Annotated in this window: 13 protein-coding genes; 7 read left to right on the top strand and 6 right to left on the bottom strand. The window is 70.8% G+C overall.

Going from position 1 to position 14,901, the window contains the following annotated elements; genetic code table 11:
- The first annotated feature begins 368 nt into the window (after nt 1–368).
- Both ACZ63D_RS41940 and ACZ63D_RS41935 read left to right on the top strand, forming a co-directional pair.
- A complete protein-coding gene (locus ACZ63D_RS41940) occupies nt 369–950 on the top strand; it encodes a DNA-binding protein (RefSeq protein ID WP_452081853.1) in 582 nt (193 codons plus the stop codon).
- Nucleotides 951–1,039: 89 nt separating this feature from the next.
- The gene (locus tag ACZ63D_RS41935) at nt 1,040–1,696 is read left to right on the top strand and encodes an RES family NAD+ phosphorylase (RefSeq protein ID WP_101439344.1); all 657 of its coding nucleotides are present in this window, start codon (nt 1,040–1,042) and stop codon (nt 1,694–1,696) included.
- Here ACZ63D_RS41935 and ACZ63D_RS41930 read toward each other — a convergent pair.
- Nucleotides 1,689–3,614 (bottom strand): S9 family peptidase, encoded by a 1,926-nt coding sequence (locus ACZ63D_RS41930; protein WP_465359892.1) that lies wholly within the window; start codon nt 3,612–3,614, stop codon nt 1,689–1,691. The genes ACZ63D_RS41935 and ACZ63D_RS41930 overlap by 8 nt on opposite strands.
- Nucleotides 3,615–3,652: 38 nt before the next feature.
- Nucleotides 3,653–4,621 carry a TerC family protein gene (locus tag ACZ63D_RS41925; protein WP_465359891.1) on the bottom strand — a complete coding sequence of 323 codons (969 nt, stop codon included), beginning with the start codon at nt 4,619–4,621 and terminating at the stop codon, nt 3,653–3,655.
- A 383-nt stretch (nt 4,622–5,004) separates the two neighbouring features.
- Here ACZ63D_RS41925 and ACZ63D_RS41920 point away from each other — a divergent pair, with 383 nt between their 5' ends.
- Genes ACZ63D_RS41920 through ACZ63D_RS41905 form a run of 4 tightly spaced genes read left to right on the top strand, consistent with a single transcriptional unit; the run spans nt 5,005 to nt 9,717 of the window.
- Nucleotides 5,005–7,872, top strand: a complete 2,868-nt coding sequence (locus ACZ63D_RS41920; RefSeq protein ID WP_465359890.1) for an alpha/beta fold hydrolase — start codon at nt 5,005–5,007, stop codon at nt 7,870–7,872.
- Complete coding sequence (locus tag ACZ63D_RS41915; protein WP_465359889.1) at nt 7,869–8,000, top strand: hypothetical protein; 132 nt, start codon at nt 7,869–7,871, stop codon at nt 7,998–8,000. The genes ACZ63D_RS41920 and ACZ63D_RS41915 overlap by 4 nt, the downstream gene beginning before the upstream one ends.
- A complete protein-coding gene (locus ACZ63D_RS41910) occupies nt 7,997–8,935 on the top strand; it encodes an ABC transporter permease (protein ID WP_465359888.1) in 939 nt (312 codons plus the stop codon). Before ACZ63D_RS41915 ends, ACZ63D_RS41910 begins: the two co-directional genes overlap by 4 nt.
- A 26-nt stretch (nt 8,936–8,961) precedes the next feature.
- Nucleotides 8,962–9,717 carry an enoyl-CoA hydratase/isomerase family protein gene (locus ACZ63D_RS41905; protein WP_465359887.1) on the top strand — a complete coding sequence of 252 codons (756 nt, stop codon included), beginning with the start codon at nt 8,962–8,964 and terminating at the stop codon, nt 9,715–9,717.
- Between the two features lie 180 nt (nt 9,718–9,897).
- Here ACZ63D_RS41905 and ACZ63D_RS41900 read toward each other — a convergent pair whose 3' ends face one another.
- The 4 genes from ACZ63D_RS41900 to ACZ63D_RS41885 form a co-directional block, all read right to left on the bottom strand.
- A complete protein-coding gene (locus tag ACZ63D_RS41900) occupies nt 9,898–10,296 on the bottom strand; it encodes a type II toxin-antitoxin system VapC family toxin (protein WP_465359886.1) in 399 nt (132 codons plus the stop codon).
- Entirely contained in the window at nt 10,293–10,565 is a 273-nt protein-coding gene (locus tag ACZ63D_RS41895) for a type II toxin-antitoxin system VapB family antitoxin (RefSeq protein ID WP_465359885.1), read from the bottom strand. The genes ACZ63D_RS41900 and ACZ63D_RS41895 overlap by 4 nt, the downstream gene beginning before the upstream one ends.
- 27 nt (nt 10,566–10,592) lie before the next feature.
- Nucleotides 10,593–12,752, bottom strand: coding sequence for an excinuclease ABC subunit UvrB (gene uvrB / locus ACZ63D_RS41890; protein ID WP_465359884.1), 2,160 nt, complete (start codon nt 12,750–12,752; stop codon nt 10,593–10,595).
- Nucleotides 12,753–12,887: 135 nt separating this feature from the next.
- The gene (locus tag ACZ63D_RS41885; RefSeq protein ID WP_465359883.1) at nt 12,888–14,264 is read right to left on the bottom strand and encodes a DUF5685 family protein; all 1,377 of its coding nucleotides are present in this window, start codon (nt 14,262–14,264) and stop codon (nt 12,888–12,890) included.
- Nucleotides 14,265–14,378: 114 nt separating this feature from the next.
- Here ACZ63D_RS41885 and ACZ63D_RS41880 point away from each other — a divergent pair, with 114 nt between their 5' ends.
- Entirely contained in the window at nt 14,379–14,897 is a 519-nt protein-coding gene (locus tag ACZ63D_RS41880; RefSeq protein ID WP_465359882.1) for a ribonuclease FAU-1 family protein, read from the top strand.
- The last annotated feature ends 4 nt before the right edge of the window (nt 14,898–14,901 follow it).

Genomic DNA, 14,901 nt, shown 5'->3' with positions numbered 1-14,901 from the left:
CCCCCCCCCCCCCCCCCCCCCCCCCCCCCCCCCCCCCCCCCCCCCCCCCCCCCCCCCCCCCCCCCCCCCCCCCCCCCCCCCCCCCCCCCCCCGCCCCACCCCCTGTCCCCCCAGCTTCCGCCGCGGACGGCGGAGCACGGGCCGCACCCGAGGGCGGGAAACCGATTACTCGTTCGCAACGTAAATCGGCGGTCCGGGAGTGTCAAGCACTCGAAAGCCTGGACAACCGACCCGGTGCGAGGCAGACTGTCCCGAACTCGCCTACGCATCGTGTTTACTTCTGTGCGATGCGTGTCGATCTTTGGTGAATTCACCCACAAAAAGGCGAGAAACCGCACGAAGCCGCACACACGCGCTAGGCTGAGCGTATGTCGATAGCCCTCGAGAACGTTCTCGCCAGAGCCGGCCTCAAGGCCGACGCGAACGAGTTTCTCACGCTCGTGGAGGACGCGGCCCGCCGGCTGTCGCCGCCCAACCCCGACCCCTCGCACTATTTCTCCCCTGATCAGCGGGCCGCGCTCGCCGACGCAGGCCTCGACCTGAGCCCGCGAGGCGAGGGCGAACCGGACTTCCGCGCGCGCACCGTCGCCGCGCACGCGGTGCTCGCCGATTCCGCGCTGTCGGTCGGCCAGGCCGCCGAGATGCTGAACGTCGACGACAGCCGGATCCGGCACCGCCTCAAGGAAGGCAGGCTCACCGGCTGGAAGGACCAGGGCTGGCGGCTGCCCGCGTGGCAGTTCAATGGCGCGGGCGTGCTGCCCGGCCTCGAAACCGTGCTGCGCGCCGTCCCCGAGGACCAGCCCGCGCTGGTCGTCGCCGCTTTCATGAACACCCCGCAGTCCGACCTGGTGATCAGCGACCGGCCGGCCACGCCGCGGCAGTGGCTGCTCGCCGGCGGCGACCCCGAGCAGGTGGCGCGGCTCGTGGCCACGCTCGGCACGCCGTTCTGACCCGCTGATCCACTCCGCCTGCGCCCGCTCCGCCCGCCGAGCGCCAGGCCCGCCCCCTGCCCCGACACAGGACGGACAACCTCCCCCGCATGGCCCGGCTCCCCTCGCCTCCGGCGCGGTCGGCTCTGGTCAAGGGGCTGGACCGCAGCCACGACGTGGTTTCGGTGCAGCCCGAGACCCGGCTGGTCCGCATCTTCACCGCGCACGGCAACCATCCGCAGCAGTGGAACACCTTCCGCTACACCGGCCCGCTCCCGCACGGCCGGTTCGACCAGCAGACGCCCGGCCGCGGCGGCCGTCCGGTCACCGACCCGGGCAACGGCGTGCTGTATTTCGGCCTGACCGTGCGCACGAGCGTCGCCGAGGTGTTTCAGACGACCTCCACGGTCGACCGCACGACGCGCGGGCCCCGGCTGGTCGTGGTGCGCCCGACGCGGGTGCTGCGGCTGCTCGACCTCACCGGGCTGTGGCCGACCCGGGTCGGCGCGTCGCAGGAGATCTCCAGCGGCCCGAAGAAGATCACCCAGGCGTGGGCGCGGGCGATCCGCGGCGCGATGCCGGACCTCGACGGGCTCTGGTACCGCTCGTCGATGGACGCGGGCAAGCCCTCGGTGTGCCTGTGGGACCCGCCCGCGGGCGCGGCGCTGCCGATCGCCCCGGACGTCCTGCTTCCGCTGGACCATCCGGGGCTCGACGTGCCGCTCGGGCGGGTGTGCGAGGAGCTGAACTACACGCTGCTCAGCTGAGGTGCCGGGCCCACCAGGCCAGCACCGCCTCGAACCGCTGCACCCGGTGCCGCGGCTTGCCCGAGCGCGTCAGCTCGTGCCCCTCGCCGGGGAACAGCAGGAATTCCGTCTCGACGCCGGCCTGGCGCAGCGCCACGAACTGCCGCTGGGCCTGCTCCAGCGGGCACCGCCAGTCCTGCTCGGAATGCACCACGGCGAACGGGATCCGCACGTCGGAGGCGTAGCCGAGCGGGCTCCGGAAGCGCTGCTCCGCCGGGTCCGCGCCGACGTAGGCCTCGGTGAAGTAGTAGCCGATGTCGGAACTGCCGGCGAAGGAATCCCACGCGTTCACCGCGCGCTCGCTCCACGCCGCGCGGAACCGGTCCGGATGCTTCGCGGCGACCCAGCTCGTCATGAACCCGCCGTAGGACCCGCCCATGATCCCGGTCCGCGAGGAGTCGAGGTCCGGCCGCTCCAGCGCCTTGTCGAGCAGCGCGAGCACGTCGTCGACGTCCACGGTGCCCAGGTTGTGCACCACCGAAGTACCGTGCGATTGCCCGTACCCGGCCGAGCCGCGCGGGTTGCCGAGCACGACCGCGAACCCGGCCGACGCGTACACCTGCGCCTCGTCGAACACCGTCCACTCCTGCTGGGCGAACGGCCCGCCGTGCACCACGCGCAGCACTGGATGCGGTCCCTCGCCCTCCGGCAGGACGAGCCAGCCGTGCACCGGATAGCCGTCCGGCGCGGTCGTTTCCAGCTCCACTACCTCGCAAAGACCCTTGTCCCGCAACGGCTTCGAGTAATCAGTGAGCGCACGCGGACCGTCGGAGCCCAGCACCACCAGCTCGCCCGCGGTGTCCGGGCCGGCCACTACCGCGACGACAGTTTCGCCGTCCGCCGCGAATCCGTGGACCGCCGAGTGCCCGGCGTGCAGCACGCGCAGATCGTCGAGCTTCGCGCCGTCGGCATCCGTCGGAACCGCCCGCAGGTCCACCGCGCCGCGGTTGCGCACGGCGACCAGTACCTCGTCGCCGAGCGGAATCGCCGGGCCGGAGCCGATTTCGACGTCGACCGTCTCCACATCGGTCAGCCGACGCGGTTTTCCTTCCGGCGCAACGGCATACAGCCCGTTGTTGGAAGCGACGACGCCGTCCGCATGAGAGGTGCCGAAGAAGTAGAGCGTGCCGTCCGGCCCGTACACCGGCTGATCGGCGTACCCGGCGCAGACGGCGAGCACCTCGGGTTCGCCGCCGTCGACCGGGAACGCGACGAGGTCGTCCTCGCGCGTTTCGATCCGGTCGAAGTCGTGCGGAACGACTACGACGACGCGCTCGCCGTCCGGTGTCCAGACCGGCTGGCTGACGCTGTAGTCGCGCGGCGTCACCGCTTCCGGCTCGCCCTCTTCGAAGGTGTCGAGCACGTACAGCCGCTTCGGCCGGTCACGCAGGAAACCGACGTTGTCGATGCGGTAGTCGAGCCGGGTGATCAGCCGCGGCGCCTCGGCGGCGGGCTCCGGCGTGCGCTCGTCGGCGTCCTCGGTGCCGTAGCGGCCCGGCTCGGCCTCCCGCGCGGTGAACGCGAGCCAGCGCGAATCCGGGGCCCACACCGGCGCGTCCGCGCCGAGGTGCAGCGACGTGAGCTTCCGGGATTCGCCGCCGTCGACGGGCATCACGTGCACCTGCGGGCTGCCCTCGGCGCCCTTGCCGTCTCCGGCGCGCAGGAACGCGACCCACCGCCCGTCCGGCGAGATCGCCGGAGCGGAATCGCGCGGACCTCGCGTCCACGGGGATTCGCCGCCGGACAGCGAGATCCGCCGGATCGCGCTGCGGTACTGGTCGGTTTCCAGGTCGGGACTGCTCACCGCGGCGAGCAGGAGGTCACCGCGCAGCGCGGGACGGCCGGGGACGGCGAGGACTTCGATGTCGGCAGGACGCATGCCGACGACCGTACCCGATCATTAGCAAGGCGAACGACCTATTTGACCTCGACCGCCCGCCGCTCGTCGCGCTTGGCCTTCGCCAGGCTCAGCACCGTGGTGACGGTCAGGACCACGACGATCACGCCGAGGGACATCCAGTTGCTGATGTCCAGCCAGTCCGGCGCGAGGTGGTACTCGTGCAGCGCGTGCACCACCAGCTTCGCGCCGATGAAGGCGAGGATCACCGCGAGCCCGTAGCTGAGGTAGACGAGCTTCGTGACCAGCCCGCCGAGCAGGAAGTACAGCTGCCGCAGGCCCATCAGCGCGAACGCGTTGGCGGTGAAGACCAGGAACGCCTCCTGGGTGATGCCGAAGATGGCCGGGATGGAGTCCACCGCGAACAGCAGGTCCGCCGAGCCGATCGCGACGATCACCAGCAGCATCGGGGTGATCTTGCGCTTGCCGTCTTCCTTCACCAGGTACTTGTGGCCGCGGTAGTCGTCGGTGACCGGGAACAGCTTGCGCACCCAGCGGGTGAGCGCGTTCTCGTGGTACTCCTCCTCGCCGCCGCCGTGGCCGCGCAGCATGCTGATCGCGGTCCACACGAGCACCGCGCCGAAGACGAAGAAGACCCAGACGAACTGGTTGATCAGCGCCGCGCCGACCGCGATGAACACGCTGCGCATGCCGAGCGCGAGCAGGATGCCGACGAGCAGCACGCGGTGCTGGTGGATCACGGGCACCTTGAACGAGGCCATGATGACCATGAAGATGAAGAGGTTGTCGACGCTCAGCGAGTACTCGGTGATGTACCCGGTGAAGAACTGGACCCCCGGGTCGTGCCCGGCGAAGAACCAGACGCCGGCTCCGAACAGGACGGCGCAGGCGATGTAGAAGATCACCCAGCGCGCGGCCTCGCCGGTGGTCACCTCGTGCGGCTTGTGGTCGACGATCACCAGGTCGATGGCGATCAGCGCGAGCAGCCCGCCGACTGTCGCGAACCACAGCCACAGGGGGACAGTCATCTCAGAAACCTCCGGATAGTGCGCAGCAGCAACTAACCGGAGGTCTCTCCCGCCGGTGCGAGACCGGCCGACGGTGCCGGGGACTTCGGCGAATGACTCGCCGGGTCACCGTGCTGACGACACCGCCGCGAAGGAATACTCCCCTCACAGCGCGTTCAGTCTGCCGGTTACGCGCTGCGAACGCCAGCCGGGGTTGCCTACGTCACCGGACCGGCCGTGTTTTCTTGCTCACTGCGAGCATCGGAAGGGTGAACCGGCGACTGTCCGGATTCGTCACCGGATGCCGGAATCGGCCCGTCCCGTCGAAGCCGGGCGGGTGAACCGTGTCTGATCTTTGTGAGGTCGCGTGCGCGTTCTCAGCGAAACCGTCATAACGTCGCGTCGTGCCCCGAATCCCGCTTCCCCGCAGCCGCGGCTCCCGGCTCGCTGCCGTCGCCGCCGTGGTGCTGGTCGCCGCTGCCGCGGTGACTGTCTGGGCGACCCGCGACCGCGGCCCCGCGCCGGTCCGGACCCAGGACGCCTTCGTGTCGATGCCCGCTGGACCCGGTTCCCCCGATCAGGTCCGGATCGACACCACGACCTACTACCCCGAACACACGCCCGCGCCCGCGGTGCTGCTCGCGCACGGCTTCGGCGGCGACAAGTCCAGTGTGGACCCGCAGGCGCGCGAGCTGGCCCAGCGCGGGTTCGTGGTGCTCGCCTGGTCCGCGCGCGGATTCGGGCACAGCACCGGCAAGATCGGGCTGAACGATCCCGACGGCGAGGTCGCCGACGCGCGGCGGCTGGTCGACCGGCTGGCGGCGAGCCACGACGTGGCGACCGGCTCCGACGGCGCGCCCGAAATCGGCGTGACCGGGGCGTCCTACGGCGGTTCGCTTTCGCTGCTGCTCGCCGGGACGGACCACCGGGTGCGCGCGCTCGCGCCGGTGATCACCTACAACGACCTCGGCCAGGCGCTCGTACCTAACGCCGCGGCGGCGACCGCTCCGTCGGCCAAGACTCCGGCCGCTGGCGCGTTCTCCCCCGACGGCGTCTTCAAGAAGAGCTGGGCGGGCATCTTCTTCTCCGCCGGGTCGGGCGCGGCCGCGGCGAGCACACCGTCCGCCGAAGCGCCCGAAGCGGGACAGAAGACCAACGACAACGGCAGCACCGCGGGGAACAGCGGGGGCACCGTGCCGCAAGCCGCCGCGCCACCGGCCGGAGCACGAGCGGAGCGGCCGTCCGCCGATCCGTGCGGCCGGTTCACCGCGGCGGTGTGCAAGGCGTACGCGGAACTGGCGACCACCGGCAAGGCCAGTCCGGAGACGGTCGCGCTGCTGCACCGGGTGTCCCCCTCGTCAGTCACCGGGAAGATCACCGCGCCGACGCTGCTCGTGCAGGGCGAGAGCGACACGCTGTTCGGACTCGACCAGTCCGACGCCACCGCCCGGCAAATCACCGCGGCGGGCGGATCGGTGCGCACGATCTGGTACACCGGCGGGCACGACGGCGGCATCCCCGGACCGCAGCTGCGCGCGAAGATCGGCGACTTCCTGTGGTCGTCGCTCACCGGACAGGGCGACCCGGGCCGCGGATTCAGCTACGACGTCCAAGGCACGTTGCGCGCCAACGGAACCCCGTCGGTGCGGACGGTCAACGCCGCCGCCTACCCCGGGCTCGCCGGCGCGGGAACCGAGCGGAAACAGGTGGCGCTCAGCGGTCCGGCGCAGCCGATCGTGCGGCCGGCGGGAGCGAATCCGGCGGCGGTGAGCGGGATTCCCGGGCTGAACGGGCTCGCCTCCAGCACTGCCCGGCTGGCTCCGCTGTTCAGCAGCGACCCGCCGGGGCAGGCCGCGCAGTTCGGCACCGCGCCGTTCGACAGCCAGGTACTGCTGTCCGGTTCGAGCACGGTCCGGCTGCGGGTCGCGGCCGATCCGGCGCATCCGCAGCCGGAAGCGGTGCTGTTCGCGAAGCTGTACGACGTCGGGCAGGACGGCACCCGCGTGCTGCCCGCGAACGCGGTCGCGCCGTTCCGGGTCACTGGGCTGCCCGCGGACGGCACGCCGGTCGACGTCACGGTGACGCTGCCCGGTGTCGTGCGGCCGATCGACTCCGGGCATTCGCTGCGACTCGTCGTCGGCACGACGGATCAGGCGTATTCGGTGCCGGCGCAGCCGGGAGTGTTCCGGGTCGAGCTCGCGCCGGGAGCCGGGCTCGCTGTCCCGGTGGTGCCCGGTGCTTCGGTCGGCGCTCCGCTGCCGGTCGGGCAGCTGATCGGCATCGGCGCGACGCTGCTGGTCGCGATCGCGGCCATGGCGGTCGCGGCGATCCGCCGTCGCCGGGCGCACGACGTCGATCCGGAACTCGCGAACACTCCCCTGGTGATCAAGGGGCTGCGCAAGCAGTACGCGGGCGGGTTCACCGCTGTGCGGGACCTGTCGTTCCGCGTCGAGCCGGGCCAGGTGCTCGGCCTGCTCGGCCCGAACGGCGCCGGCAAGACGACCACGCTGCGGATGCTGATGGGCCTGATCACGCCGACCGCGGGCGAGATCCGCGTGTTCGGCCACCGGATCGCGCCCGGCGCGCCGGTGCTGTCGCGGATCGGGTCGTTCGTCGAGGGGTCCGGGTTCCTGCCGCATCTGTCCGGCAAGGCGAACCTGGAGCTGTACTGGGCGGCGACCGGGCGGCCTGCCGAGAAGGCGCATTTCACCGAGGCGCTGGAGATCGCCGGGCTCGGCGACGCGGTGCACCGGCGGGTGAAGACCTACAGCCAGGGCATGCGGCAGCGGCTCGCGATCGCGCAGGCGATGCTCGGGCTGCCGGAGCTGATGGTGCTCGACGAACCGACCAACGGGCTCGACCCGCCGCAGATCCACCAGATGCGCGAAGTCCTGCAGCGCTACGCCGCCACCGGGCGCACCGTCGTCGTCTCGAGCCATCTGCTGGCCGAGGTCGAGCAGACGTGTTCGCACGTGGTGGTCATGCACCGCGGGAGGCTCGTCGCCTCGGGCGAGGTCGGCGAGCTGGCGGCCTCGAGCGGCGAGGCCACGTTCCGGGTCGGCGACCCGGCGGCGGCCGCCGCGGCGCTCAAGAGCCTCGGCGGGGTGTCGGACATCGAAACGGACGGCGATCTGGTGCACGCGAATCTCGACGGGCTGCCGCGCGCCGACGCGGTGGCGGCGCTCGTGCGCGCCGGGGTCGCGGTGGAGCAGGCCGGGCCGCGGCGCCGGCTCGAAGACGCGTTCCTGCAGCTGGTGGGAGAGGATTCATGAGCGAGGCCAACGCCTCCGGCGGAGTGCACACCGACCCGGCCGCGCCGCGGGAACTGAGCGAACCGGCCACCAGCCCGCGCCGCCGTCTCGAAGACCCGTTCCAGCAGCTCGTCGGAGAAAACTCATGAACGACACCAACGGCTCCGGCGGAGTCCACACCGACCCGGCCGCCCTGCGGGAACTGAGCGAACTGGCCACGGCGGAACCGGCCGAGGTCGGCCCGGACGGCGCGGTGGCGGGCTATCGCGCCGACCGGACGCTGCGGCTGGGCGTGGAGCTGAAACGGCAGCTGCGCCGCAGGCGGACCCAGCTGGTGCTGGCCTTCGTCGCGGTGCTGCCGTTCATCCTCGTGGTGGCGTTCCAGATCGGGCAGTCCAGCCCGAACCGCCGTTCCGGCGGGTTCGTGGACCTCGCGACGGCGAGCGCGCCGAACTTCGTGGTGCTCGCGTTCTTCGTGTCCGGCACGTTCCTGCTGCCGATGATCGTCGCGCTGTTCTTCGGCGACACGATCGCGAGCGAATCGTCGTGGTCGAGCCTCAAGTACCTGCTGGCGATCCCGGTGCCGCGGCACCGGCTGCTGCGGCAGAAGGCCGCGGTGTCCGGGCTGCTGTCGATCGCCGCGCTGGTGCTGCTGCCCGTGGTTTCGCTGCTGGTCGGCATCATCTGGTACGGCGCGGGCGACGCGATCAGCCCCACCGGCGACGCGGTCAGCTTCGGCGACAGCCTGCTGGCGCTGCTGATGTCCACCGCGTACATCGTGGTGCAACTGGCCTGGGTCGCCGGACTCGCGCTGCTGCTGAGCGTTTCGACGGAGGCGCCGCTGGGCGCGGTCGGCGGGACGGTGCTGGTGGCGATCCTGTCGCAGATCCTCGACCAGATCACCGCTTTGGAGGGCTTGCGGAACTATCTCCCGACGCACTATTCGTTCGCCTGGATCGACTTGATCTCCACTGACATCGACTGGACGAACCTGGCCAGCGGGGTGCTGTCGTCGGTCATCTACACGACGGTGTTCCTGCTGCTGGCGGGCCGCCGGTTCGCACGCAAGGACGTCACCAGCTGAGCCGGATGTCCGGTACGGTTCGGCGCGTGACGATCCACCTCGAACTCGATGCCGGCGTCGCACTCGTGACCCTCGACCACGGGCGCGGCAACACCCTCGACACCGCCACCTGCAAAGAGCTGGTGATCAGACTCGAAGAGGCCGACGCGGCCGGGGCGCGCGCGGTCGTGCTCACCGGATCCGGCGACATGTTCTCCGCCGGAGTGGACCTGCTGGCGATCGACGAGGGCGGCGCGCGCTACGTCAGCGATTTCCTGCCCGCGCTGTCGGACGCGTTCCTGGCCGTTTTCGGCTTCCCGCGCCCGGTGGTGGCGGCGGTGAACGGCCACGCCATCGCGGGCGGCATGGTCCTGGCGGCGGCGTGCGACCACCGGATCGCCGCGGACGGCCCCGGCCGCATCGGCGTGACGGAACTGCTGGTGGGCGTGCCGTTCCCGTTGTCGGCGCTGGAAATCCTGCGCTGCGCCTACGGGACGACCCCGCTGCCGTCGCTGATCTACAGCGGCGCGACGGTCACCATGGCCGATGCCCTCCCCCGCGGCCTGGTCGACGAGGTCGTGGCGGGCGAGGACGTGCTCACCAGGGCGCGCGAATTGGCCGCCCGGCTCGGCGAACTGCCCGCGGAGGCGTTCGCGCACACGAAGCAGCAGCTGCGGCAGCCGTACCACCAGCGGATCGCGGAGAACCGCGTGTCCGACGACGCGCAGGTGGAACGGCTGTGGCGATCGGAACCGGCGCTGGCGGCGGTGAAGGCGTACGTGGAGAAGGTGTTGAAGCACTGACCGTCCGCGCGGCTCGCTCGCGAGAGATCGAGAGACTTTCTTGCCCCGGCTTCTGCCCGCACACCCATTGCTTCGGACGCATGTTTCTGTGAAAGTCGAAGCGAGGGTCCGGGAACCGGGGGTGCCTCAGTTCGGAGCGCACCCCCGGGCCGGGGGTCCGTTTCCCGGTCCGAGTGGTCGTCAGCTCTCCAGTTTGACCAGCTCCAGGTCGGTGTGCGGGAAGTCGTCGCCGATGCAGAGCAGCGGTTCTCCGGCGATTTTGGCGGTGGCGTAGCTGTAGCAGTCGCCGAGATTCAGCTTCGCCGGATGACGGCCCTTCCCGAACTGGCTGAAAGCATCGGTGGCGATCTCGCTGTGTTCCTCGGTGAAGGGGACGACCGCGATGTGGTTGTCCTGCATGAACCGGGCCAGGGCAAGCCTCCCCCGGGAACCGAGCCGCACGGTCAGGACGACGCCTACCTCCACCAAGGTCGGCGCGCCGATTTTCGGCGCGGTTGCCTCGGCGAGGCGCTCTTCGAGCAGATCGTGGCCCGGCTCGCGCAGGAGAATCGCGACGATCGCGGAACTGTCGATGATCACACGCCACCCGGCCCGAACCCGAGAATGTCTTCCCACTCCTCCTTGGAGATCGGCTTTCCCAGTTCCTCGGGTGGAATGAGCGGCCAGATCTCCTCCTCGAGCACCCGGCGCATCTGCTTTAGCCGTTGCTCGGCGTTCTCGTGCTTGCGCAACTGGTCCCGGCGCAGCTGGAGAGCCTCGCGGACCGCGCCGGTCTTCGTGGTGCCGGTCAGTTCGGCCACCTCGGCCGCCAGACGCTCCGCGTCCGGGTCCTTGATGTTCATCGCCATGGAGTAATGGTACCGGAGATGGTGTAGTTATTTGATCCCGGCCGCGTCCATCCCCCGCAGTTCCTTCTTCAAGTCGGCGACCTCGTCGCGCAGCCGGGCGGCCAGTTCGAACTGCAGGTCGCGGGCGGCCTGCATCATCTGGTCGGTCATCTGCTGGATCAGGTCGGCCAATTCGGCACGCGGCATCGCCGACACGTTCTTGTCGGTCAACATGCCCGAGCTGCGGACGCGGTCGCCCTGTTCCGGCTTCTTGCCGCGGGAGGCGTTGCGGCCCGAGCCGCCGACCGCGACGGCCTCGTCCGAGTCTTCGGCTTCGTGGTAGACGCGGTCGAGGATGTCGGCGATCTTCTTGCGCAGCGGCTGCGGGTCGAGGCCGCGCTCCTCGTTGTAGGCGACCTGCTTGGCGCGGCGGCGGTCGGTCTCGTCGATCGCGTACTTCATCGAGTCGGTGATCTTGTCCGCGTACATGTGGACCTCGCCGGACACGTTCCGCGCCGCGCGGCCGATGGTCTGGATCAGCGACGTGCCGCTGCGCAGGAAGCCCTCCTTGTCCGCGTCGAGGATCGCGACCAGCGACACCTCGGGCAGGTCGAGACCCTCGCGCAGCAGGTTGATGCCGACCAGGACGTCGTAGTCGCCCGCGCGCAGCTGGCGCAGCAGCTCGACCCGGCGCAGCGTGTCGACCTCCGAGTGCAGGTACCGGACGCGGATGCCCAGCTCCAGCAAGTAGTCGGTGAGGTCCTCAGCCATCTTCTTGGTGAGCGTGGTGACCAGGACGCGCTCGTCCTTCTCCGCGCGCTCGCGGATTTCGTGCACCAGGTCGTCGATCTGGCCCTCGGTGGGCTTCACGACCACCTTCGGGTCGACCAGGCCGGTGGGCCGGATGACCTGCTCGACGAACTCGCCGCCGGTCTGGCCCATCTCGTACGGGCCGGGCGTCGCCGACAGGTACACCGTCTGCCCGATCCGGTCGGAAAACTCCTCCCAGGTCAGCGGCCGGTTGTCGACCGCGCTGGGCAGCCGGAACCCGTAGTCGACGAGGTTGCGCTTGCGGCTCATGTCGCCCTCGTACATGCCGCCGATCTGCGGCACCGTCTGGTGCGATTCGTCGATGACCAGCAGGAAGTCTTCCGGGAAGTAGTCGATCAGCGTGGCGGGCGCGGAGCCGGGGCCGCGGCCGTCGATGTGCCGCGAGTAGTTCTCGATGCCGGAGCAGAAGCCGACCTGGCGCATCATCTCGATGTCGTAGGCGGTGCGCATGCGGAGCCGCTGCGCCTCCAGCAGCTTGCCCTGCTTCTCCAGCTCGGCCAGGCGTTCCTCCAGTTCGGCCTCGATGCCGCGGATCGCCTTCTCCATCCGCTCCGGCCCGGCGACGTAGTGCGTGGCCGGGAAGATCCGGACCTCGTCGACCTCGCGCACGATGTCGCCGGTCAGCGGGTGCAGGTAGTACAGCTTGTCGATCTCGTCGCCGAAGAACTCGACGCGGATCGCCAGCTCCTCGTACGCCGGGATGATCTCGACCGTGTCGCCGCGGACGCGGAACGTGCCGCGCGCGAAGGCGATGTCGTTGCGCGAGTACTGCACGTCGACCAGCGCGCGCAGCAGCACGTCGCGCTCCACCGTGGCGCCGACCTCCAGCTTCGTGGACCGGTCGAGGTACGACTGCGGTGTGCCCAGGCCGTAGATGCAGGACACCGACGCGACCACGATGACGTCGCGCCGCGAGAGCAGATTCATCGTGGCGGAGTGGCGCAGCCGTTCGACGTCGTCGTTGATCGACGAGTCCTTCTCGATGTAGGTGTCCGTCTGCGCGATGTACGCCTCGGGCTGGTAGTAGTCGTAGTAGCTGACGAAGTATTCGACCGCGTTGTGCGGGAACAGCTCGCGCAGCTCGTTCGCCAGCTGCGCGGCCAGCGTCTTGTTCGGGGCCATCACCAGCGTGGGCCGCTGGACGCGCTCGATCAGCCACGCGGTGGTGGCCGATTTGCCGGTGCCGGTGGCGCCGAGCAGCACGACGTCTTTCTCGCCCGCCTTGATCCGGCGTTCGAGCTCGTCGATGGCCGCCGGCTGGTCTCCGGCGGGCTGGTACTCGCTGACGACCTCGAACCGGCCGCCGGCGCGAGGCACCTCGGAGACCGGGCGGAAGTCGGACTGGGCGAGGACGGGGTGTTCGGTTGCGAAAGCCACGGGAACCAGGGTAGGCCGCGGCACCGACAATTTCCGCGACGGCCGCCTTGAGCTGGGGATCCGGCACTCTTCCGGGCAGCCTCACGGGCTTCTGGCGTGGGTGCGCGGACCGGGACGGCGGCTGGGCGGTCTTCCTCAGCAGCTGCAGCAGTCGCATCCGTCGCAGCAGCTGCAGCAATCGCAATCGCAGCCGTTGCAGCAGTCGCAGTCGCAACCGGCGCTGTTCGGTTTGCCGCTCCACGGGCCGGGGTACGGGTCGCGGCAGCAGAACTGGCAGGAGCAGCACATGTACGTCGCGATCGCGCAGCCCGCGAAGAAGTTCCGGCGCTCCGGCGGGACCACGAATTTCGGCACCCAGCAGCCGCCGCCCTTGCCGTCCAGCGAACCCCGGTCCTCCGGCGGTTCGGGGCCGTCCGGACCGCCAGGTCCACCCGGCCCACCCGGGCCGCCAGGCCCCGCAGGTCCGCCCGGGCCGCCGGGACCGGGCATTCCGGCAGGTCCGTGCCCAGGAACCGGAGCGCCGTAGCCCGGCGGCGGCCCGTACCCGGGCATCCCCGGCTGCCCTCCCTGCCCAGGCGCGCCGATCCCCGGCCCGTACGGCGACTGCTGCGGCGTCGGCCCCGGCCCGATCCACCCCGGAGGCGGCTGCTGCCCGTGCAAATGGTGATGTCCGAACGCCCGCCGCACCGCCTGCCTCAGCTCGTGCACCAGCAACGCGTGCACCAACGCCGAGTCAGTGAACTCCGCCTCGCGCAACGCAAGCTCCACCCCGAGCACCGCGTCCGAGCACAACCGGTGTGCCTCGTCCAGCGCGGTCCCCGTGGCCAGCAGCGGATTCCACGAACCGGACGCGGCATCCGAAGCCAGGTCCTCGACCGCGTCGAGCAGGTGCGCCACGCGGCCGAACAGCCGGCCGGCCTCGGCGAGCGGCGCGCGGTTGCCGGGGCGTCCGGCGAGCACCGCAGTCTGCGCGAACGCGGCGGACGACGCCAGCTCGGCCGGTTCGGTCGCCAGCAGCGGCGAGTCTCCGGAGCGGATGGCGCGTTCCAGCTCGCCTTGCCTGCCGACCGCTTCGGTCAGCACCGCGGTGTCGAAACCGATGCCCGCGCCCGTCCGGCCGCCTTGCGCGGCCCAGCGGCGCGCGACGAGCCGGGCCGCGCCCGCGACCGGACGCCGGGCGAAAGCGCCGTCCCGGTCGGCGACGTGGTCGTCGACCTTCGCCGAAGCCAGCACCAGCGACACCGCCGCGGCGAGCTGCGCACCCCCGCCGACCGCGACCGACGCCGACCGCATCGACCGCAGCGGACACGGTCCCGCGGCGCGCCGGGGTCCGCTCGGCGTCTGCGCTTCGACCAGCGCCGACACGATCAGCGCGTCGTAGTTCGTCACGACGCGGGCGAACTGCCCGTGCTGATCGCGCAGCGCCAGGCACAGGCCGCACAGGTGCGCCATCCATTCCGCGTGCAGCCGCCCGGCCAGCCGATGCCGGCAGGGTCTGATGATCCCGAACAACCGAGTGTCCCCCCAGAGAACCGAATGACCGGGGAACCTTAACCCGCCCGGCCCGGCCCCTAACCCGGGTTCCGGTGATTCTCGCGGACGGCACGGGCAGGGCAGGATGGGCGGATGACCGATCTGCACCCGCCGAAGGTCGAGACGTTCGACCCGGCCGCCCGCGTGAACATCGACAACAAGGGCATCCGCCGCGACGTGGAGGAGTTCCGCGAGGAGCCGTTCGGCCTGTACCTGGCACGCCCGGCGCCGGGGCGGGCGCAGTTCCACTACCTCGAGTCCTGGCTGCTGCCGGAGCTGGGGCTGCGGATCACCGATTTCTGGTTCAGCCCCGGCCACGAACGCGACCAGGACTTCTACCTCGACGTGGTGCGCGTGCACCGCGACGGCCCGCGCTGGGTCGCCACCGACCTCTACCTCGACCTGGTGCTCAAGGACAAGCTCTCGGTCCGGGTAATCGACACCGACGAGCTGCTCGCCGCCGTCGCCGGAAACCTGCTGTCGGAGAAGGAAGGCGAGTACGCGCTCGAAGTCGCCTACGCCGCCGTCGAGGGGCTCGCCGCGCACGGTTACGACCTCGCCGCCTGGCTGTCCACAAAGGACATGACGCTCGGCTGGCGCAGGCATCCCTAGCCGC

It is taken from the genome of Amycolatopsis sp. NPDC104775, assembly GCF_055583325.1.
Note: the sequence above shows the minus strand (reverse complement) of the source record. Positions and strands in the feature narration are given on the sequence as shown.

Excerpts from the sequence above, each read along its gene's own strand:
- ACZ63D_RS41910 (WP_465359888.1), top strand. The coding sequence starts at position 7,997 with ATGAACGACACCAACGGCTCCGGCGGAGTCCACACCGACCCGGCCGCC.
- ACZ63D_RS41895 (WP_465359885.1), bottom strand. The coding sequence starts at position 10,565 with ATGGCGATGAACATCAAGGACCCGGACGCGGAGCGTCTGGCGGCCGAG.
- ACZ63D_RS41930 (WP_465359892.1), bottom strand. The coding sequence starts at position 3,614 with ATGCGTCCTGCCGACATCGAAGTCCTCGCCGTCCCCGGCCGTCCCGCG.
- ACZ63D_RS41915 (WP_465359889.1), top strand. The coding sequence starts at position 7,869 with ATGAGCGAGGCCAACGCCTCCGGCGGAGTGCACACCGACCCGGCCGCG.
- ACZ63D_RS41925 (WP_465359891.1), bottom strand. The coding sequence starts at position 4,621 with ATGACTGTCCCCCTGTGGCTGTGGTTCGCGACAGTCGGCGGGCTGCTC.
- ACZ63D_RS41940 (WP_452081853.1), top strand. The coding sequence starts at position 369 with ATGTCGATAGCCCTCGAGAACGTTCTCGCCAGAGCCGGCCTCAAGGCC.
- ACZ63D_RS41880 (WP_465359882.1), top strand. The coding sequence starts at position 14,379 with ATGACCGATCTGCACCCGCCGAAGGTCGAGACGTTCGACCCGGCCGCC.
- ACZ63D_RS41935 (WP_101439344.1), top strand. The coding sequence starts at position 1,040 with ATGGCCCGGCTCCCCTCGCCTCCGGCGCGGTCGGCTCTGGTCAAGGGG.